Source organism: Sphingopyxis sp. UBA6723 (assembly GCF_002454115.1).
GTDB lineage: Bacteria > Pseudomonadota > Alphaproteobacteria > Sphingomonadales > Sphingomonadaceae > Sphingopyxis.
This window is the reverse complement of sequence record NZ_DKIH01000013.1, coordinates 704,994-723,674: the sequence shown is the minus strand read 5'-3', so window position 1 is coordinate 723,674 and position 18,681 is coordinate 704,994. Positions and strand designations below refer to the sequence as shown.

20 protein-coding genes are annotated in these 18,681 nt (G+C 64.5%); 7 read left to right on the top strand and 13 right to left on the bottom strand.

Features of this window, described 5'->3' with window-relative positions; all coding sequences use genetic code 11:
- Nucleotides 1-81: 81 nt before the first annotated feature.
- Nucleotides 82-1,566, top strand: a complete 1,485-nt coding sequence (locus B4F07_RS16710) for an AMP nucleosidase (RefSeq protein ID WP_293698800.1) — start codon at nt 82-84, stop codon at nt 1,564-1,566.
- A 234-nt stretch (nt 1,567-1,800) separates the two neighbouring features.
- Here the strand turns inward: B4F07_RS16710 and B4F07_RS16705 are convergent, their stop codons facing one another.
- From B4F07_RS16705 to B4F07_RS16690, 4 genes are all read right to left on the bottom strand, one after another.
- Nucleotides 1,801-2,622: a hypothetical protein gene (locus tag B4F07_RS16705; protein WP_293698803.1), complete on the bottom strand. Its 822-nt coding sequence runs from the start codon at nt 2,620-2,622 to the stop codon at nt 1,801-1,803.
- A gap of 186 nt (nt 2,623-2,808) precedes the next feature.
- A complete protein-coding gene (locus tag B4F07_RS16700) occupies nt 2,809-4,653 on the bottom strand; it encodes a M2 family metallopeptidase (protein WP_293698805.1) in 1,845 nt (614 codons plus the stop codon).
- A gap of 77 nt (nt 4,654-4,730) precedes the next feature.
- Nucleotides 4,731-5,483: an alpha/beta fold hydrolase gene (locus B4F07_RS16695; RefSeq protein ID WP_293698807.1), complete on the bottom strand. Its 753-nt coding sequence runs from the start codon at nt 5,481-5,483 to the stop codon at nt 4,731-4,733.
- A gap of 42 nt (nt 5,484-5,525) precedes the next feature.
- Entirely contained in the window at nt 5,526-6,173 is a 648-nt protein-coding gene (locus B4F07_RS16690) for a 2-hydroxychromene-2-carboxylate isomerase (protein WP_293698810.1), read from the bottom strand.
- Between the two features lie 146 nt (nt 6,174-6,319).
- On the opposite strand from B4F07_RS16690, the gene B4F07_RS16685 reads away from it, so the two are divergent.
- From B4F07_RS16685 to B4F07_RS16670, 4 genes are all read left to right on the top strand, one after another.
- Complete coding sequence (locus B4F07_RS16685; RefSeq protein ID WP_293698813.1) at nt 6,320-6,769, top strand: MarR family winged helix-turn-helix transcriptional regulator; 450 nt, start codon at nt 6,320-6,322, stop codon at nt 6,767-6,769.
- Entirely contained in the window at nt 6,769-7,887 is a 1,119-nt protein-coding gene (locus B4F07_RS16680; protein ID WP_293698816.1) for an HlyD family secretion protein, read from the top strand. The genes B4F07_RS16685 and B4F07_RS16680 overlap by 1 nt, the downstream gene beginning before the upstream one ends.
- A gap of 225 nt (nt 7,888-8,112) precedes the next feature.
- Nucleotides 8,113-9,702: an MDR family MFS transporter gene (locus B4F07_RS16675; protein WP_293698819.1), complete on the top strand. Its 1,590-nt coding sequence runs from the start codon at nt 8,113-8,115 to the stop codon at nt 9,700-9,702.
- Between the two features lie 5 nt (nt 9,703-9,707).
- Nucleotides 9,708-10,133: a DUF5990 family protein gene (locus B4F07_RS16670; RefSeq protein ID WP_293698822.1), complete on the top strand. Its 426-nt coding sequence runs from the start codon at nt 9,708-9,710 to the stop codon at nt 10,131-10,133.
- Here B4F07_RS16670 and B4F07_RS16665 read toward each other — a convergent pair.
- From B4F07_RS16665 to B4F07_RS16630, 8 genes are all read right to left on the bottom strand, one after another.
- Complete coding sequence (locus tag B4F07_RS16665) at nt 10,130-10,735, bottom strand: hypothetical protein (RefSeq protein ID WP_293698825.1); 606 nt, start codon at nt 10,733-10,735, stop codon at nt 10,130-10,132. The two genes, B4F07_RS16670 and B4F07_RS16665, sit on opposite strands and share 4 nt — an antisense overlap.
- A gap of 3 nt (nt 10,736-10,738) precedes the next feature.
- Nucleotides 10,739-11,359 carry a DUF2238 domain-containing protein gene (locus B4F07_RS16660; protein WP_293698832.1) on the bottom strand — a complete coding sequence of 207 codons (621 nt, stop codon included), beginning with the start codon at nt 11,357-11,359 and terminating at the stop codon, nt 10,739-10,741.
- A gap of 170 nt (nt 11,360-11,529) precedes the next feature.
- Complete coding sequence (locus tag B4F07_RS16655; RefSeq protein ID WP_293698835.1) at nt 11,530-12,555, bottom strand: aspartate-semialdehyde dehydrogenase; 1,026 nt, start codon at nt 12,553-12,555, stop codon at nt 11,530-11,532.
- A 114-nt stretch (nt 12,556-12,669) separates the two neighbouring features.
- Entirely contained in the window at nt 12,670-13,047 is a 378-nt protein-coding gene (gene rplS / locus B4F07_RS16650; protein ID WP_293698837.1) for a 50S ribosomal protein L19, read from the bottom strand.
- A gap of 5 nt (nt 13,048-13,052) precedes the next feature.
- The gene (gene trmD / locus B4F07_RS16645; RefSeq protein ID WP_293698839.1) at nt 13,053-13,790 is read right to left on the bottom strand and encodes a tRNA (guanosine(37)-N1)-methyltransferase TrmD; all 738 of its coding nucleotides are present in this window, start codon (nt 13,788-13,790) and stop codon (nt 13,053-13,055) included.
- Nucleotides 13,787-14,167, bottom strand: coding sequence for a type II toxin-antitoxin system VapC family toxin (locus tag B4F07_RS16640; protein ID WP_293698842.1), 381 nt, complete (start codon nt 14,165-14,167; stop codon nt 13,787-13,789). Before B4F07_RS16640 ends, trmD begins: the two co-directional genes overlap by 4 nt.
- Nucleotides 14,164-14,451 carry an AbrB/MazE/SpoVT family DNA-binding domain-containing protein gene (locus B4F07_RS16635; protein ID WP_293698845.1) on the bottom strand — a complete coding sequence of 96 codons (288 nt, stop codon included), beginning with the start codon at nt 14,449-14,451 and terminating at the stop codon, nt 14,164-14,166. The genes B4F07_RS16640 and B4F07_RS16635 overlap by 4 nt, the downstream gene beginning before the upstream one ends.
- A 57-nt stretch (nt 14,452-14,508) precedes the next feature.
- Nucleotides 14,509-15,429, bottom strand: coding sequence for a LysR substrate-binding domain-containing protein (locus B4F07_RS16630; RefSeq protein ID WP_293698848.1), 921 nt, complete (start codon nt 15,427-15,429; stop codon nt 14,509-14,511).
- Between the two features lie 103 nt (nt 15,430-15,532).
- Here B4F07_RS16630 and B4F07_RS16625 point away from each other — a divergent pair, with 103 nt between their 5' ends.
- Both B4F07_RS16625 and B4F07_RS16620 read left to right on the top strand, forming a co-directional pair.
- Nucleotides 15,533-15,709 (top strand): hypothetical protein, encoded by a 177-nt coding sequence (locus B4F07_RS16625; RefSeq protein WP_293698851.1) that lies wholly within the window; start codon nt 15,533-15,535, stop codon nt 15,707-15,709.
- A 200-nt stretch (nt 15,710-15,909) separates the two neighbouring features.
- Complete coding sequence (locus tag B4F07_RS16620; protein WP_293698854.1) at nt 15,910-17,154, top strand: GGDEF domain-containing protein; 1,245 nt, start codon at nt 15,910-15,912, stop codon at nt 17,152-17,154.
- A gap of 9 nt (nt 17,155-17,163) precedes the next feature.
- Here B4F07_RS16620 and B4F07_RS16615 read toward each other — a convergent pair whose 3' ends face one another.
- Nucleotides 17,164-18,672: a serine hydrolase domain-containing protein gene (locus tag B4F07_RS16615; protein WP_293704913.1), complete on the bottom strand. Its 1,509-nt coding sequence runs from the start codon at nt 18,670-18,672 to the stop codon at nt 17,164-17,166.
- Nucleotides 18,673-18,681: the final 9 nt, after the last annotated feature.

The window sequence follows — 18,681 nt, the reverse complement described above, 5'->3', positions numbered from 1 at the left end:
CGGTCCCCCTCCCCATCGCTGCGCGACGGGGAGGATCACCACCCCTTCCCTTTTGTCACAATTTCGTGCAACACCGCCCCGATGACATCATCATCGCAAAACCGAGACATCGCCGACCCCATCGCCCTCGTCGAAGAGGTCATCGCCGAACTGCAAGACAGGTTCCGCGCCTCGGTCACCAACCTCAAATCCGCCATCGCCGCCTATGTCCGCGATCGCACGCTGCCGCCCGCCGATGCCGCGGCGACGGGACTGTTCGACTATCCCGCGATCCGCCTGACCACTACCGGCGAGCAGCGCGAGGGGCAAAAGGGGCATAATCTCGCCTTTGGCCAGTTCGAGCGCGCGGGCGTCTTCGTCACTACGGTGACGCGCCCCGACCTGTTCGCCGATTATCTGCGCGACCAGCTAGGCCTGCTCGCACGCCATTACGACATCACGCTCGAAGTGACGCGCACCGGGCAGCAGATTCCCTTCCCCTATGTGCTCGACGCCAGCGACGGGTCGGACATGGGCGGGGTCACTCCGCTCGAACTCGCGCGGCACTTCCCCACCACCGAGCTGGCCGATATCGGCGACGAACTCGCCGACGGGCTATTCGGCGCCGACCCCGCGAAGTCGCAGCCGCTCGCGCTGTTCGACGCGCTGCGCACCGACTTCAGCCTCGCACGCCTCCGCCACTACACCGGCACCGCGCCCGAACATTTCCAGCGATATATCCTGTTCACCAACTACCACCGTTATGTTGACGAATTCGTCGCTTGGGCGGGCGCGCAGGTTGGGCAAGGGCGCTACACCGCGCTTGCGGGCGCCGCGGGGCTCTATGTCGACCAGCCCGGCGTGAACGCCAGCGCGCTCGTCGCCGACAGCGCGTGGCGGCGGCACCAGATGCCCGCCTATCACCTGATCGCCCCCGACGGCGGCGGCATTACGCTGGTCAACATCGGCGTCGGCCCGTCGAACGCCAAGACGATCTGCGACCATCTCGCGGTGCTGCGGCCCGAGGCGTGGCTGATGATCGGCCATTGCGGCGGGCTGCGCCCCAGTCAGCGGATCGGCGATTATGTCCTCGCCCACGCGTATCTGCGCGACGATCATATCCTCGACAGCGTGTTGCCGCCCGAAATCCCGATCCCGCCCATCGCCGAAGTGCAGGTCGCGCTCGCCACCGCGGCCGAGAGTGTTTCGGGCGCCACCGGCGCCGACCTCAAAAAGCGGATGCGAACCGGCACCGTCGTCACCACCGACGACCGCAATTGGGAGCTGCGCTATACCGACAGCGCGCTGCGCTTTTCGCAGTCGCGCGCGATCGGCATCGACATGGAATCGGCGACGATCGCCGCGCAGGGTTATCGTTTCCGTGTGCCTTACGGGACACTGCTTTGCGTCAGCGACAAGCCGCTGCACGGCGAGCTCAAGCTGCCCGGCCAGGCGAACCGTTTCTATGAAGAAGCGATCGCCGCGCACCTCCAGATCGGCATCCGCGCGTGCGAAACGATGCGGGACGAGGGCGCCAAGCTGCACAGCCGCAAGCTGCGCGCGTTTAACGAGCCGCCGTTCCGGTAAGGCGATCGCTGCAAACGCGGCGGCCTTCGGTACGAACGCTGGCGACCAAAGGCCGATCTCATCACGATCGTCATCCCGGCGAAGGCCGGGATCTCGCCAGTGCGTTAGTACGGGCGGGAGAGATCCCGGCCTTCGCCGGGATGACGGAAATTGGAAGTTGCGGCTTCCATAACGCCAAAGGCTAACAAGCCCCTCCTCTTCAGAGGAAGAGGCAGGCGCGTCGCTCCGATCCGTTTACTTCACCGGCCGGCAATCCTTCAACCACACCGACGACAGCCCATAATCGAGCTCGTCGAAAGTGCCCGTCAGCTCGACATGCTTGTTGGGTTTCAACTGCAGCGCATAAACGCTCTGCCCCGGGGCGAGGATGCAGTTGACCGAAAAGCCCGCCGACGCGCGGCCCGGGACGATGTCGGTCAGCACGTTGGACAGCAATTTCCATTCGACGCGATAGCTGCCGCGAGTCGGTCCCACATAGGACACCGGCCCATAGAGGGTGAATTGCCGCCCCTCATAGCGTTTCTGCACCGCTGCATTATTCTTGTCCGCCTGTCCGGTGATGTCCTGCGAGAACCGCAATACGCTCATCCGGACCGGGGCGCCGGGGGCACTGGTCGCGCCCAGCCCCTTCGCCGCGAGCGCCTCCCCCGCCTTGCCGCCTTTCAGCTGGGTCAGGATGCCGCACATTTCGGCCTTGGCCGCGGCATCGGGGATACCCATCCCGGCGCGCAGCTTGGCCTCCATACGCACCGTCCCCGTGCCGTCGGCGGCAATCTCGATCGGAAAGGGCCGCGACTTGCCGGTCGCGGGCGGCTCGATCAGCATCGCGCCGCTGTCCGGCTCGGCAGCCAGGATCGCATAGCCTTTCGCGGCGACGATCCCGTTTATCTGTCCGACCGCGCTCGCCATGCTCATGTTCGGTACCGTCGTCGTCGCGACGAAGCGCAGGCCGGTGACCGAATTGCCTTTCTTGACGAAACTATCTTCGCAGGTCGCGGCCTGCGCCGAACCGGCACCCAGAAAAAAGCCAGCGACGGCCAAAAGAACGCGTTTCACACGGTTGCCTTTCGTTGCATCGGGACGCGTTGCTTCGCCGCCCCGGCGCACCGATGCCACTCTAAAAATGTACCTGGTATCTCTCGGGCTTGTCGGCGTTGCCGATCGTCCAGTTGCAAGGCGCGCGGATGCCCATGACAGGAAACAGACCGTGTGGGTCAAGACCGAGGGGTGCTGGCCATTGGCTCACCACCCTGTAGGCTTGCCTTTATTCTGCTCGTCGAGCCAGGTTTTCAAAGGCGCGAAATAATCCGCCATTGCCTTGCCCGACATTTCGCGGGTGCCGGTAAAGGCTTCGAGTGCGTCGGGCCAGGGCTTCGACGCCCCCATTTCAAGCATCGCGTTCAGCTTCGCGCCAACCTCCTTGTTGCCATAGAAGGAACAGCGGTGGAGCGGCCCGGTCCAGCCCGCCTGCTTGCACGCGGCTTCGTAGAACTGGAACTGCAGGATGCGCGCGAGGAAATAGCGGGTGTAGGGGGTGTTGCCCGGAATGTGGAATTTCGCGCCCGCATCAAAGGCGTTCGCCGGTCGCTCGCCCGGCGGGACAATGCCCTGATACTGGGTGCGTAGCTGGGTCCAGGCGGCGTTGTACGCGGCAGGCTTGATCGTCCCGTCGAACACGCCCCAGCGCCAGCGGTCGACCAGCAGGCCGAACGGCAGGAACGCGACCTTGTCCATCGCCTGCCGCAACAGAAGCCCGATGTCCTTGTCGGCGCTCGGCACGTTTGCTTTGTCGAGCAGGCCGATGTCGACCAGATATTGCGGGGTGATCGACAGCGCGACGAAATCGCCGATCGCTTCGTGGAAACCGTCGTTCGCGCCGTTCAGATAGAGGAACGGCTGATCTTTATAGGCGCGCTGGTAATAATTGTGGCCGAGTTCGTGGTGGATCGTGGTGAAGTCGTCGGCATTCACTTTGATGCACATCTTGATCCGGATGTCGTCCTTGTTGTCGATATCCCACGCCGACGCGTGGCAGACGACTTCGCGGTCGGCGGGCTTGGTGAACATGCTCCGCTTCCAGAAGGTTTCAGGGAGCGGCGCCATGCCGAGGGACGAGTAGAAATTCTCGCCGATCTTCACCATGTCGAGCGGCGACTTGCCCTGCGCGGTGAGCAGTTCGCCGACGTCATAGCCCAGATCCCCCGACCCCGCGGGCGCGACGAGCGGGTAGATATTGCCCCACTCCTGCGCCCACATATTGCCGAGCAGGTCGGCGCGGATCGGGCCGGTCTTGGGCTGCACCGCGTCGCCATATTTCTCGTTCAGTTTCCAGCGCGTGTAGGTGTGGAGCGCCATATAGAGCGGCTTCACTTCCTGCCACAGCCGCTCGGTCGTCTTAGCGAAATCTTCGGGCGACATATCATAGCCCGAGCGCCACATGGCGCCGGTGTTGGCAAAACCCAGCTCCTTTGCGCCTTCGTTGGCGATTGCGACCATGCGGGCATAGTCGTCCTTCATCGGCGCGCCGACATTGTCGTGCCAGCTGGTCCACATTTCGGCGAGTTCGGCGGGCGTGCGCTCGATATTGCCCATCTGCTCTTCGATGTCGGAACCCGAGATTTCCTTGCCGTTCAACGTGCCGCGACCCTTGCCATATTGCGACTGCAGATTGGTCGCGATCTGGTTGAGCTCGGTCGCGGCACCGGGCCTGGTCGGGGCGGGCAGGACGAGGCCGGTACGCAGAATGTCGAGCTTGCGCTTGGTGTCAGCGCTCAGTCCCGGAACATCCTTATACTTCGCCGCTTCGAGCGCATATTTCACCGACTTTTCGGTGCCGACGGCGTTGATCCGCGCCGCCATCGCGTCGGTATCTTCGGTCAGATAGGTGCTGTTGACCCAGTTCACCTGGCTCGCCTCGACCGTGTAGTCGAACAGATCCTTTTCGGCGGCGGCGATGAACGCGTCGGCGTCGGCAGCGGTGGGTTTCGCGGTCGTCGCCGCGGCGGCGGGCTTCTGCTGTGCGGCAACGACGGGGCCGGCAAGCGCGAGCGACAGGGCCAGCGACAGGGTCGAAATCATAGCTTTCATGGGGTGCGATCCTCTGGACGATTTTGAAGGCGCTCTTTGGCGCAATGTCGATAGCTTGGCGCGCGCCGAAGGCAGGGTCAAGCGGTCAGGAAGGTCGCGATCGCTTCGCCGAGCTCGGGCTGGGTCACGCTCGACATATGGGTGCCGGGAATCGTTACGAGCTGCGCATCGGCGAGCGCCGCGACGAGTTCGGGGGCTGATCCATTGTCCTGATCCTGCTCGCCGCACACGACGAGTACGGGCATCGTCAGCGCCGCGAGTGCCTCGGGCGGAGTGTCGGTGAAGCTGTCGAGCAAATGCCCCGCGGCAATCCGATCGACCTTCATCGTCTTCATGAACTGGATCGACAGCCAGGTGTCGTCGCCGCGCTTGGCACTCTCATATTCGGCAATCGCGCGCCGGAAGAACGCGCCGCGCCTTTGCCAACCGGCCAGTCCCGCCAGCCCCATACCGCCCAGAATCAACCGTCGCGGTTTCATACCCGCAACGACTGCGCGGACGCTGGTGCGTGCGCCGAGTGAGAAGCCGCCGAGATCGAAGTCGGTGAGATCAAGGTGCGCGACCAGATCCTCCAGATCTCGCACCAGCACGTCGGGGGGATAAAATTCCTCGTCGTGCGGCGCGTCGCTCGACCCGTGGACGCGCAGGTCGGGCATGATGACGCGGTAGCCCTCGGCCGCGATCCGCGCCGCGGTGCCGAACTTGATCCAGTTGACTTCGCCGCTCGAAAACAGGCCGTGGAGCAGGATCAGCGGCCTGCCTTCGCCCATTTCGCGCCACGCCAGCCGCACGCCGTCGCGCGCTTCGAAAAATTGAGGTTCGCTTGTCATACCCGGGCTATGCCCATGCGGCGGTCGGTTGGGCAAGGCCGTTCAGCGCGGGCGGAGACCCTTTTGCTCCATGCGCCAGCGCGCCATTTCGATGCGGTCCTGCCCGAAGAAGGGCTCGCCGTCGAACACCAAGGTCGGAACGCCCCAATGGCCGGCGATTTCGAGCGCGACCTGGTTCGCGGCAATCTCGTTGTCGAGCGCCTGTGCATCGTGCTCCGCTTCGACGTCGAGTTCGGCGAGGTCGAGCCCGGCGCGTTTCGCGGCGCCAGCCAGATGGTCACCGAGATGCCAGTCGGTCGCGCCGCCCCAGATCAGCTGCGCCGCTTCATGCGCAAACGCCAGGCTCTTGCCGCGGCGTGATGCTGCCTGGCCGAGTCGGGTGAGGCGATAGATATAGGGCTGCTCGGCGGCGATCTCGCGCGTCATCACATTCTGGACGATCGGATCGGGGCGCGGCGGGCCGAAGGGGATGCCGTGGAACTGCGCGACACGGATCATGTCGCGCATCGTGTAGCTCAGCCAATTGGGGTGGTTGCGGTCGAAAAAATCGGGCTGGCGGATCGCGAGCGGGTAAACGGGGCGGAGGTTGATCGACAGGTCGTGGCTCGCCGCGAGCGCGCGGTAGCGGGCGATGGCGAGGTAGCTGTAGGGCGAGCGGAACGACCAGAAGAGGTCTGCGGTCAATGTCATGACGCCATCCTGCGGAAATGAGGCCGATTTGCAAGCATTGTCGGTGAAATTTACACCAAGGCGGATGGATTTGCGGAAGTTTACGAAAGTGCCGCGCAGCGTCGGGTTGCTTGCAGTTAGTAGCTATTGCTATTATATCGCTTGCCATGAGTGAAACGATCGGATTCCTGCTCAACGACAGCGCGCGGCTGTTCCGCCGTGCATTCAATGCCCGCACCCGCGATACGGGGATCACCGCGCTGCAATGGCGGCTGCTGATCTACCTCCGGCGCCACGAGGGTATCCGCCAGGGGCCGCTGGCCGAACTGATCGAGGTCGAGCCGATCACCCTGTCGCGGATGATCGACCGGCTGGAGGAGGCGGGACTGGTCGAACGCCGTGCCGACCCGAGCGATCGCCGCGCCTGGCTGTTGTATCTGGCGCCGGGCGCCGACGAGCTGCTGACCGCGATGCGCGCCACCACCGACGCGCTGACCGCCGAAGCGACCGAGGGGTTGAGCGCGGCGGAGCTGGAGCAGCTGAACGACCTGGTCGAGCGCGTGCGCGCCAATCTGTCGCGCCGCATCTGCCAGAAAGAAAAAGAAGAGGCCGCCTGATGGACCAGCTCTCCCCCACCCGCCCCGCATCCGACGATGCGACATCGACGCCCAAGGCCGATCCGCTCCCGCCCGCCAGCGCGGCGACCGCGACCGAGCAAAAAGACGCGCCGAAATGGCGCACCCGGCTGCTGATGTTCGGCCTGCCTGCGATCCTGATCGCGGCGGGCGGATATTATTGGCTGACCAGCGGCGGATCGGTGTCGACCGACAATGCCTATGTCCAGATGGACAAGGTGTCGGTCGCCGCCGAAGTGGGCGGCCGGATCACCGAAGTTGCCGTGCGCGACGGCCAGCAGGTCGCGGCGGGGCAGTTGCTGTTCCGCATCGACGGCGAACCCTATGCGCTGAACGTCGCGCAGGCGACGGCGGCGATTGACGCGGCGCAGGTCGAGGTCGGCAATCTGTCGGCGAGCGCCAACACATCGAGCGTCGATATTGCCGCGGCGCGCGAGGATGTCGCCTTTGCACAGGTCAATTTCGAACGGCAGGCGGCGCTGATGGAAAAGGGTTTCACTACCAAAGCCGCCTATGACGCGTCGCGCCACGCGGTCGCGCAGGCGCGCGAGCGGGTGCGGCAGGCCGAAGCGGCCGCGGTCGAGGCGCGCACCAAGCTGGCCGCGGGTCCGGCGAGTGGGGTCAACCCGCAGGTCGAAGCGGCGCGCGTTCAGCGCTCACAAGCGCAGGTCAATCTGGCGCGCACCACCGTCCGCGCGCCAAGCGCGGGGCGCGTCGCGCAATCGGACCGGCTGCAGATCGGCCAGATGATGGTCGCGGGGCTGCCCGCCGTGACGCTGGTGGACACCGCGCATCCGTGGGTCGAGGCCAATTTCAAGGAAACCGACCTCGCCAATATGCGCGTCGGCCAGCGCGCCGAGGTGACGTTCGACGCCTATCCGGGGCTGAAGGTGCGCGGCCATGTGCTGACCATCGGCGCCGGGACGGGCAGCGAATTTTCGGTGCTGCCGGCACAGAATGCGACCGGAAACTGGGTCAAGGTGACGCAGCGGGTGCCGGTGAAGATTGCGTTCGACGAGAAACCGGCGCGCGAGATGATCGCGGGGCTGTCGGCGGAGGTGCGGGTGTTTACGAGCGGCGGCGCGGTGGCGGGGAAGTAGGCGGTGGCTGTGCCGCTTTACATAACCTCATCCCTCTCCTTCAGGGGAGGGCAGCGAGACTTGGCAGCTTGCTGCCTAGTCGCAGCGGGTGGGGTTTCGCAGCCATGCGCTACGCCGACAGACCCCACCCCAACCCAGTGTCAGGTAAACCGTCCCCCGGACGGTTTAGGTCATACCGAGGGCATGACCGACCTGACACTCCTAAAGGGGAGGGGCTTTTAAGCCATGGCCTCCCGCGCCCTCCCCCGCCGTCCCGCCGCCACTGCGCTGCCCGCCGACGACAGCATCCCGCTGCACGAGCGCGTTCGCCACCGCGCCCTGCTGACCGTCGCGGTCATGGGGGCGTCGATCATGCAGATCCTCGACACAACGATCGCCAATGTCGCGATCCCGCATATGCAATCGGCGCTGGGCGCGACGAGCGAGACGGTGACCTGGGTGCTGACCAGCTACATATTGGCGAGCGCGGTCGCGATGCCGATCACTGGCTGGCTGGCCGACCGGATCGGGCGACGCGAATTGTTCCTGATCGCGATTTTCGGCTTCATCGTCGCGTCGATGGCGTGCGGCGCGGCGCAGTCGCTGGAACAGATGGTCGCCTTTCGGTTCCTCCAAGGCGTTTTCGCGGCGTTTATCGGGCCGCTGTCGCAGGCAGTGATGCTCGACATCAATCCGCCCGAACGCCATGCGCGCGCCATGTCGATATGGGGCATGGGGATCATGATCGGGCCGATCGTCGGGCCGGTGCTCGGCGGCTGGCTGACCGAGCAAGCCAACTGGCGCTGGGTCTTTTATGTCAACCTGCCGTTCGGACTGCTGACGCTGGCGCTGATGTGGGCGCTGCTGCCCGCGACGAAAAAGACCAGCCGCCGGTTCGACCTGTTCGGATTTTCGATGCTCGCGCTGGGGCTGGCGGCGCTGCAACTGATGCTCGACCGCGGCGCGCATGCCGACTGGTTCGACAGCGTGGAAATCTGGATCGAATGCGGCGTCGCGGTCGCGTGCCTGTGGATGTTCGTGGTGCATATGTTCACCGCGCGCGCGCCTTTGTTCAGCCGTGCGATGCTGGCCGACCGCAACCTCGTCACCGCGATGGGGTTCATGGTCGTCGTCGGGGTGGTGATGTTCGCGTCGATGGCGCTGTTGCCGCCGATGTTGCAGAATCTGTTCGGGTGGCCGGTGATCGACACCGGGCTGGCGCTGGCGGTGCGCGGGGTCGGCATCTTGATGAGCATGTGGGTCGCGGGGCAGCTGCTGGGCAAGGTCGATCCGCGCTGGCTGGTCGGCACCGGGCTGGCGATCGCCGCCTATTCATTGTGGCAAATGAGCCATTGGTCGCTGAACATGGGCATGGAGCCGGTGATCGTCAGCGGGCTGGTGCAGGGGCTGGGCATGGGGCTGATCTTCATCCCGCTCAACACGATGGCGTTCGCGACGATCGCGCCGCAGTTTCGCACCGACGGGTCGAGCCTGCTCAACCTGTTCCGCAGCCTGGGCGCATCGATCGGTATCTCGATCGTCACCACCTTGCTAGCGTCAAATATCCAGACGAGCCACGCCGATCTGGCGGCGCATGTCACCAGCAGTTCGGTCAGCATAATCGACCCGTCGACCGCCGACCGCTTCGGCATCGCGGGCGAAACCGCGCTGGCGATGGTCAATGCCGAGATCAACCGGCAGGCGGCCATGGTCGCCTATATCGACGATTTCTGGGCAATGATGTGGATGACGCTGGCGGCGGTGCCGCTGGTGCTGTTGTTGCGGCCGCCGAAGGCGGGCGGGCCGGTGGCGTCGGCGGCGGATATGGGGCATTAGGCGGCATGGCTAAAGCCGATCAGAGCGACATTGCGATGCGGATCGTCATCGACCAGCCGGTTGCCGGGGTGCTGCATAGTTTACAGGCAAAGGACGGCCATCCGATGGACCCCAAATCGTCGAGCGCGGGCGAACCGCTGGCGTTCGATTTCACCGTCCGCGTCGGCCCCGGTCCAAAATTCTTTGGCGATCAGGTACAGCGCGAAGGGCCGGAGCGGCGGTTCGTCTATATCCGGGTCGGGCAGGCCGCGGGCGACCCTTCGTCGCCGTGGACCCGTCGAATGAAGATCGACATCCACGACATCGCGCCAGAGCTGCTCGATGCGGCGACGAACGACGGAGGTCGCATCGAGATATCGGTCATCGGGACCGGAAAAGACGGCACGCCGGCGTGCGCCACCGTGCGACCGACGGTGCGACGGCTGATCTAACGAAAGAAGCAGTTCACCCCCGCGAACAGCGCATCGATCTTTGCCGCGTCGCCCGGCGCCGCGAACATGCCGCCGACGACATTCTCGCCGGTGCCGATGCTGAATTCCTCGCCCAGCGTGCTGTCCTCGACGTCGATGATCGATACCGACTCGCCCGCCTTGGCGCGGGTGGTGCCGATGGCGATGCCGCTGACCGTCGAATAGGCGGCGGCGCCGGGTTCGTTACCGAGAAACCAGCCGACGAATTTGTCGTCCTGATAATTCAGCGTCATCGCGTCGTAGCGGGTGAATTGCATCGGACCGGCGCCGCACTCGTCATTAGTGCTGCGGTCATCAGCTTTGCCCGCGACATTCGCGAGCGCAGTTTCGGCCTGCGCGCGCGGGACGCCGAAGGCGAGGAGGCTGGCCTTGCCGCTGGACTTGTCGATGAAGCGCAGTCCTTCGCCATCGAGGCTGACCGCGGTGGTCGCGGCGGCGGGGCCGTCGGCTTTGGCGGCGGGGACCGGGGGCGCTGTTACTTCGGTCGCGGCGGGCGTCTTTTCGGGCGCCGGTTTGCAGGCGGCGAGCAGTGCCACCATCGCGAGGGCCGTCATGTTACGCATCGCCTATCTCCTCCGCTGGACCAGCAGCACCAATATCGCACCCAGCGCCGCCAGCGCCATATCCTTTTGCGCGTCCCAGATGTCACCTTGCTGACCATTATAGCGATCGGCGGTTTCGCCCGCCGCGACGATGGTCAGCAGCCATTCGAAGATTTCATAGAGGCAAGAGGTCGCCAAGACCCAAGCAAGCACGGTTAACGCCGCGCCGCGATGGCTTAGCCCGCCCCAGCGCCGCGCGATTTCAGCCACCGGGATCACCGACAGCGCGCCAAAGGCGAAATGGACGAGGCGGTCGTAATGGTTGCGGCTCCAGCCAAAGACGTCGGAGAGGCTGGTGCCGGTGAGCGTGCGCGCCCAGGCGTCGTAGGGGACGCTGCTGTAGGCATAGCGCCCGCCAAGGGTGTGGAGCGCGAAGAACGCAACGATGCAGGCGAGCGCGGCGGTCGAGAGCGGCCAGCGGCGGAGCAGCGCCGGGGCCGCGACGAGCAGCAGCATCGTCGGGATGTGCTGAAGCAGCGCGATTTCGGGATAAGGCTGCTCGATCTGGGCGAGCAGCAGCAGGATCAGCAGGGCGCCGAGCAGGCGGCGTTGTGCGGGTAGGGTGGTCACGGAGGCGTCGGTCATCCCCTCCCCCTACCCGTTCGGATTGCGCGTCGTCGAGAGTGGCTGACGTACCTGCACCCCTGCGCAGGCAGGGGTCCATCACCCAAGCTCACGATCGGCGTTGCCGTTTGTGCAAAAGGCGACGTTAGGAGATGGACCCCTGCCTTCGCAGGGGAACATCCGCTTTACCTTCAGCCCTTCTTCAAATGCCGACGCCCGAGCAACTCCGCGATCTGGACCGCGTTCAGCGCCGCACCCTTGCGCAGGTTGTCCGAAACGCACCACAGGTTGAGGCCGTTTTCGACCGTCGGGTCTTCACGGACGCGCGACACGAAGGTCGCGAAATCGCCGACGCATTCGACCGGGGTGATATAGCCGCCATCCTCGCGCTTGTCGTGGAGGACGACGCCGGGGGCTTCGCGCAGGATGCGCTGGGCGTCTTCGGCCGACAGCTCACGCTCCATTTCGATGTTGATCGCTTCCGAATGGCCGACAAACACCGGCACGCGGACGCAGGTCGCGGTGACCTTGATCTTGGGATCGAGGATCTTCTTGGTCTCGACGACCATCTTCCACTCTTCCTTGGTCGACCCGTCGTCGAGAAAGCTGTCGATGTGCGGGATGACGTTGAAGGCGATCTGCTTGGTGAATTTCTGGATGTCCTTTTCGTCGCCGACGAAGATCTGGCGCGTCTGGTTCCACAGCTCGTCCATGCCCGCCTTGCCGGCGCCCGACACCGACTGATAGGTCGAGACGACGACGCGGGTGATCTTGGCAGCGTCGTGGAGCGGCTTCAGCGCCACCACCATCTGCGCGGTCGAGCAGTTGGGGTTGGCGATGATGTTGCGCTTTTTATAACCGTCGATCGCGTCGGGGTTCACCTCGGGCACGATCAGCGGCACGTCGGGATCCATGCGGTAGAGCGACGAATTGTCGATGACGACGCAGCCCGCCGCGGCCGCCTTGGGCGCATGGATCTTGGTCGCTTCGCTGCCGATCGCAAAAATCGCCATGTCCCAGCCGGCCCAGTCGAAATTGTCGATATTCTGGCATTTCAGCGTGCGGCCGGTGTCCCCGATTTCGACGTCGGTCCCCTGACTGCGCGACGAGGCGACCAGCGCCAGTTCGTCGATCGGGAATTCGCGCTCGGTGAGGATGGCGAGCACTTCGCGCCCGACATTGCCCGTCGCACCGGCGACAACGATCCGATAACCCATGATGAAATCCCGTTCTGAAATGGAGGTGCTGAAACGAAAAACGACCGGTTCTGCGCTTTGGCGGAACCGGTCGTTTTGGAAAGCTGTTTTCGCTTGGGGTCGGGAAAGTCTCCCTTAGCCCTCGCTGGCTTCCGGCCGGTAGTCGCGGCGCTCCGCAATACGCGCCGATTTACCAGTGCGGCCACGAAGATAATAAAGCTTCGCACGACGCACGGCACCCTTGCGGATGACGGTAATGCTGTCGATGTTCGGCGAATAGAGCGGGAACACGCGCTCGACACCCTCGCCGAACGACATTTTGCGCACGGTGAAGTTGGAGCCCATGCCCTTGTTCGAGCGCGCGATGCACACGCCTTCGAAATTCTGGACGCGAGTGCGTTCGCCTTCAACGACCTTGACGCCGACTTTCACGGTGTCGCCGGGGCGGAAGGTCGGGATGGTCTTTGCCGCTTTGGCAATTTCTTCGGCTTCGATCGTCTGGATGAGGTTCATGTCCTCTAGTCCTCTTCTTTTCGCCGCGCGCCAGAGGCAGGTCGGGCCCGAGCATCGATATGACGCTCCCAAAGGTCCGGCCTGCGTAACCGTGTGTGATCTTCCGCCTGTTGTTTCCGCCAGGCCGCGATCTTCGCATGATCCCCCGATCGCAGCACTTCGGGGATCGTGCGCCCTTCCCATTCAACGGGCCGGGTGTAGTGCGGATATTCGAGCAAGCCGTTTTCAAACGACTCATCGTCCCCGCTAGAAGCCGCGCCCATTACGCCGGGAAGCAGCCGAATGCAAGCGTCGAGCAGCAACAGCGCCCCCATCTCGCCGCCCGACAGGATGATGTCGCCCATCGAAACCTGCTCGATGGGGCGGGCGTCGAAAATGCGTTCGTCGAAACCCTCGAACCGGCCGCACAGGATGATCGCCCCCGGACCCGCCGCAAGCTGACGGATGCGGGCTTGCGTAATCGGGGTGCCGCGCGGGGTCATGGCGAGGATCGGGAGGCCCGGATGCGCCGCGACCGCATGGTCGACCGCCGCCGCCAGCACGTCGGCCTTGAGCACCATCCCCGCGCCGCCACCCGCGGGCGTATCGTCGACGGTGCGATGCTTGTCGGTCGCGTAATCGCGGATCTGCACCGGCGCGCAGGACCAAGTCCCGCTTTCGAGCGCGCGTCCCGCCATGCTGTGGCCGAGCGGGCCAGGGAACATGTCGGGGTAGAGGGTCAGGGGGACGGCGGTGAAGGTCATGGCAGCGTCCAATTCTCGACCGTCAGCCCCGGCACGTCGGCGAAGTCGCCTTCGTTGTTGGTAATGACCGTTACGCCGAGGCTTAACGCGTGCGCCGCAAGCAGGCGGTCGAAGCGCGCGCGCTTGAAAGGCAATCGCGCGTATTCGCGCGCCGCCGCTTCGTCGAATGGCAAAAGCGGGATGGCTGCCACAAAGGCGTCGAGTATTTCGGGCGGCGGCGGCTTGCCGACATAAGTGCCATAAGCAACTTCGGCATAGCTGATGGTCGACATCGCAATCTCGCCGGGCGCGTGATCGGCAATCCGGGCCGTCAGCACTTCGTGCCCGTCATCCATAGCATAAACCGCCGAGTTGGCGTCGATCAGATATCGGATCACGCTTTCTTGGCCGCCTGTGCAAGTGCCGCCGCCTGGCGTGCCGCAATTGTGCTCGGACGCTCCTCGAAATCTTCCCGCGGCGCCAGCTTCAGGCCTGGCGCCTTCCCCGCAAAGCCGCTGATGTCGATTTTGGCTTTTGGCTTGTTGGCGGGTTCGAAACGGAACTCGCCGCGTTCCTCGCGGACAATCATCTCGGCCCCCTCCTCCAACCCCAGCGCCTTGGGCAGGCGCAGCGCGAGCGAATTGCCTGATTTGAAAACCTTGGCGCGATATTCTTTGGTCATGACAAGCTCCGTATATACATCATGTATATACATTTAGAGGTCGCCTGTCGAGGCGATTTAACCCAGCGGTTCCCACAGTTCATCGGGCAGCCGGTGGCGATCCTTCTCCAGCTCGGCGCGCAGCCATTCGCGAAAGCGTTCGATTTTGCGGACGCCAACGCGGTTTTCGCGGTGGACGAGATAATGCGCGGTGCCGGGTTGATAGAGCGTGTCGAACGGTTGGACCAAGCGCCCGGCGTCGAGTTCGGCGCGCCACAGCAGCGGGGTCATCATTGCGATGCCGTAACCGCTCTGCACCGCGCTCGCCTCCTGCAACTGGCTGTCGAGTTCGATGCCGCTACGCTGCGGCGGCGGCACGGTGGTGACGCCCGCGGCGGCGAACCAGCCCGCCCACCAGGGATCGTTGGGCGCCAGCCGGTCAACGCGCAGCAGGTCAGCAGGCACCGCGATGCGATTGACGTCCAGAAAGCCGGGTGCGCAGATCGGCGTCACATGGCTACGGTAGAGAAAATCGGCGCGCAGGCCGGGCCACCCGCCGCGGCCCACCCGAATTGCGACATCGACATTGGTGGCGTTGAAATCGACCAGTTCGTTGTTCATCAGCATGCGCACCGCAAGGTCGGGATAGGCCAGCTGGAAGCCCCCGATCCGCGCGCTGAGCCAGGTGCCGCCAAAGGTCGTCATCGCGCTGATCGTCAGCACATCGGACTCATCGTTGCCTAGCGCGGCAAAGGCGTCGCCCATCGCGCCGAAGGCGCCTGAGATCGCGGGGAGCAGGCGCTGGCCGGTTTCGGACAGGCGCACGCGCCCCTTTTCGCGCACGAACAAGGCGCGGCCGAGCCGGTCTTCCAATTGGCGCACCTGATAACTGACCGCCGCTTGCGTCAGCCCCAACTCTTCGGCGGCGCGCGAGAAGTTTTCCAATCTTCCGGCGGCTTCGAAGGTCCGAATTGCGGCAAGGGGCGGTAGCTTGAGCATCGCCAATCTATAAGCTGTCCTTATGATATGACGCAAAGCTTTTGTTGGCGGGGCGCACCGCAAAGGCGCATCTGTCGACCATCGGATCAGGAGGAAAGGCGCGATGAAGGACGAACTTTGGATGCGGACGTGGAATGACGGTCACCCGCGTTTCAGCGACGATTTGCACCACGGCCTGCTGTGGCTGATTGCTGTCTTGCGGCGGTTCGCCACCCGGCTGAGGCACCCCTCCACCGCCAAAATATCGCCTTTACCGTTGGCGGGGCGCGATGTGGTCTGACTGCGTTGCACAAGGCTGATTAATGACCGAACCAGCATGTCATAGTCGCGAGCTGGTCGAAGGGAGTCCCCGCCTACCCCGGCGCCCTTCGCCCAACTCGCGGCTATGGCTGGTGAACAACACCAGACAGCCAACGCGCCGTTAACCAAAAATCAGCCGCTGCGCGCCTAGCGTTCCCCGTGAAACAAAACGGGGGTCGCATGGCGCATGGTGCGCGAATTCTGGCGTTGGGCGCGGGGCTGTTGGCCGCCGCCGCGCCGGCGCGCGCCCAATCGTCGTTCGCCGACGCCACCAGCATGACGTGGGACGGAGTGCTGACCGGCATCTTCCTCGGCCTGCTGCTGTTCTCGCTTGCCTATAATGCGGTGTTTTATCGTTTGCTGCGCGAACGCTTCCTGATCTGGCAGAGCGTGCGGGCGTTGTCCTATTTTGCGCTCGCGGTCGCGCTGTCGCCGTTGGCGATGGGAGCGTGGCTGGCGCCCGACAGTTTCGCGCGCCAAGTGTGGATCACCATCTTTTTCGATCTGAGCCTGGTCGTAACGGGCGTGTTCCTGCGGTCCTATCTGGAACCGGGGATGGTCGGCAACCGGCTCTATCGCTGGCTCGGCTGGCCGCCCGCCCTGATCCTGCTGACCACCCCCGCGACGGTCATGCCCGACGCGACCACCTATATGATGCTGCGCAGCGTCGTGCTGCTCGCGATGCTGGCGCTGTGCGCGGCGACCGTGGTGATCGCGCTGAAGCGCGGCAGCCGCACAGCGCGCTATCAGGCGGCGGCGTGGAGCGGTATCGGCGGGGTTTATGGGGTCAGCCTGTTCCACGACATCGTGCTCGGCCAGCCGTTCGACAATTTCCTGTTTCTGCTGTTCCCCGCGCTTGGGCTGGAAGTGATGCTCACCGCCTTTGGCATCCTCGATCGCCTGATGCGTCTGCGCCGCGAGCGGCAGGAGGCGCGCGCGCAGGCCGAGGCGATGCGGATCATCGCGCACACCGATCCGCTGACCGGACTGCCCAACCGCCGCGCGATCGAGGAAAGTTTCAACGACGAGCCGCCGGTGGCGATCGCGCTGGTCGATCTGGATCATTTCAAGGCGATCAATGACCGCCACGGCCATGACGTGGGCGACCGGGTGATCTTTGCCGCGGGGGTCGCGCTGGGGTCGGGATCGGCGCTGGCGGCGCGGGTCGGCGGCGAGGAGTTTGCGCTGCTGTTCCGCGGCGCGCCCGCTGCCGTCGCGATCGAGGCCGAACGGCTGCGGCAGCGAATTGGCGCCTATGTCAAACAGATGGTACCGTTGCTCGAAAGGCCGGTGACCGCGAGCATGGGGCTGGTCCATATCGGCCGCAACACGAGTTTCGGCGCGGCGATGAAGTCGGCCGACATCAATCTGTACGCCGCCAAGGAAAGCGGGCGCAATCGCGTGGTGTTTATCGAGGCGGCGTGACGTTCGGCGTCAGGGCGCCACAACGCGAAAGCGCAGCGCCTGCAACGTGATCGGTTCGGTCGGCGCCAGCAGCAATTGGCCGTCGAGCTGCCCGCGCTCGCAGATCAGGCGAAAATTGGCCGACAAGGCTCCGGTCGGGGTCAGTTTTTCATGCTCATAACAGCCACCGACGGCAGCCTTCAGGCGCGCGAATTCCGCGGCCCAGTTTTCCGCCGACCGATCGAGCAGAAAGTTCATCGCCAGCCCGCCCTGAAAGCGATTCAGATTGCCCTCTGCATAAGCCGCGCGCACCCGGTTGAACATCTCCCAGACTGCGGGCGAGGTCGTGATCCGCCGCTCCGGCAGCAGCCCCGCCTTGTCCATCGCCACCGCGCTGTCCCACGCCGGCGCCGAGGGTCCGGCGTAGGTGCGGTTCGAAAGGGCAAATATGCCGACGCCATGGTCGGGCATCAGCATGACATGGCTGCCATAGCCCGGATAGCCGCCGCCATGCGCCAGCGTCAGGCCAAGGTCGCAATCCTGCGCGACGCGCCAGCCCATCGCATAGGCCGCCGCCTGTTTGCACGCCGTCGCACCGCTGGCGCCGATGCGGTTCGCCACCGTCACGAAATTCAAGCCCTGCGCCATTTCGCGCACCGTCGCGCGCTTGACCGGCCCCGTGTCCGCGTCGTTGCGCGCCGGCCAGGCCGAGAGCAGGAAGGCGACCCATTTGGCATAGTCATTGGCGCTGACCTGTAGTCCGCCCATTGCGTTGAAGGCGCCGTCGATCATTTCGGGTTCGGGCGACCAGCGTTCATTTTCCCAGCGATAGCCGCGAGCATAGAGCGCCTTGGGGGTCTTGGTGACGTCGAAGCCGCTGCTCGTCATGCCGAGCGGGGTCAGGATCGCCTGCCGGATATAATCCGCATAGGCCATGCCCGACGCATTGGCGATGATGCGGCCAAGCAGCGCATAGCCATAGTTCGAGTATTCATGGGCTGTTTGCGGCGCGCGGCTGAACGGCACCCCGGCGGCGATCATTTTGGTGAAGTCGGCCTGCGGCAAGACCTGTTGCCGGTCGCCCCATGGATCATCGGTGACGAGGCCGCCGACATGGTGGAGCAGGTCGCGCACGCGAATGCGCGGGCTGTCCTTGGTCGGATAGACCCAGCCCTTCATTTCGGGAATGTGATCCTCAGCGAGGTCGTCGAGGCGCAGCTTGCCGTCGTCGCGCAGTTTCAGGATTGCCAGCGCGGTGAACGCCTTGGTCATCGAGGCGATGCGGAAGCGGCTGTCGGCGGTGATGGCGCTCTTGTCGTCGAGATTCTGGACACCGACGCCTTTTACATGGGCGAGCTTGCCGTCTTTGACGACGCCGTAAACCATGCCGGGTATATGCGCGTCGGCCTGATATGTCGCGAACAGTGCGTCAATTTCGGGGGCGAGTTGTTCGAGGGTTTGAGGAGCGGACTCTTGCGCCACCGCGGGATCGGCGCCTCCAAGCATGAGAGCAAAAACGAAACCCGATTTCCAGCGCATAGTCCCTCC

Coding starts and splice junctions, on each gene's coding strand:
- B4F07_RS16710 (WP_293698800.1), top strand. CDS start 82: ATGACATCATCATCGCAAAACCGAGACATCGCCGACCCCATCGCCCTC.
- B4F07_RS16700 (WP_293698805.1), bottom strand. CDS start 4,653: ATGAAAGCTATGATTTCGACCCTGTCGCTGGCCCTGTCGCTCGCGCTT.
- B4F07_RS16695 (WP_293698807.1), bottom strand. CDS start 5,483: ATGACAAGCGAACCTCAATTTTTCGAAGCGCGCGACGGCGTGCGGCTG.
- B4F07_RS16690 (WP_293698810.1), bottom strand. CDS start 6,173: ATGACATTGACCGCAGACCTCTTCTGGTCGTTCCGCTCGCCCTACAGC.
- B4F07_RS16685 (WP_293698813.1), top strand. CDS start 6,320: ATGAGTGAAACGATCGGATTCCTGCTCAACGACAGCGCGCGGCTGTTC.
- B4F07_RS16680 (WP_293698816.1), top strand. CDS start 6,769: ATGGACCAGCTCTCCCCCACCCGCCCCGCATCCGACGATGCGACATCG.
- B4F07_RS16675 (WP_293698819.1), top strand. CDS start 8,113: ATGGCCTCCCGCGCCCTCCCCCGCCGTCCCGCCGCCACTGCGCTGCCC.
- B4F07_RS16670 (WP_293698822.1), top strand. CDS start 9,708: ATGGCTAAAGCCGATCAGAGCGACATTGCGATGCGGATCGTCATCGAC.
- B4F07_RS16665 (WP_293698825.1), bottom strand. CDS start 10,735: ATGCGTAACATGACGGCCCTCGCGATGGTGGCACTGCTCGCCGCCTGC.
- B4F07_RS16660 (WP_293698832.1), bottom strand. CDS start 11,359: ATGACCGACGCCTCCGTGACCACCCTACCCGCACAACGCCGCCTGCTC.
- B4F07_RS16655 (WP_293698835.1), bottom strand. CDS start 12,555: ATGGGTTATCGGATCGTTGTCGCCGGTGCGACGGGCAATGTCGGGCGC.
- rplS (WP_293698837.1), bottom strand. CDS start 13,047: ATGAACCTCATCCAGACGATCGAAGCCGAAGAAATTGCCAAAGCGGCA.
- trmD (WP_293698839.1), bottom strand. CDS start 13,790: ATGACCTTCACCGCCGTCCCCCTGACCCTCTACCCCGACATGTTCCCT.
- B4F07_RS16635 (WP_293698845.1), bottom strand. CDS start 14,451: ATGACCAAAGAATATCGCGCCAAGGTTTTCAAATCAGGCAATTCGCTC.
- B4F07_RS16630 (WP_293698848.1), bottom strand. CDS start 15,429: ATGCTCAAGCTACCGCCCCTTGCCGCAATTCGGACCTTCGAAGCCGCC.
- B4F07_RS16625 (WP_293698851.1), top strand. CDS start 15,533: ATGAAGGACGAACTTTGGATGCGGACGTGGAATGACGGTCACCCGCGT.
- B4F07_RS16620 (WP_293698854.1), top strand. CDS start 15,910: ATGGCGCATGGTGCGCGAATTCTGGCGTTGGGCGCGGGGCTGTTGGCC.
- B4F07_RS16615 (WP_293704913.1), bottom strand. CDS start 18,672: ATGCGCTGGAAATCGGGTTTCGTTTTTGCTCTCATGCTTGGAGGCGCC.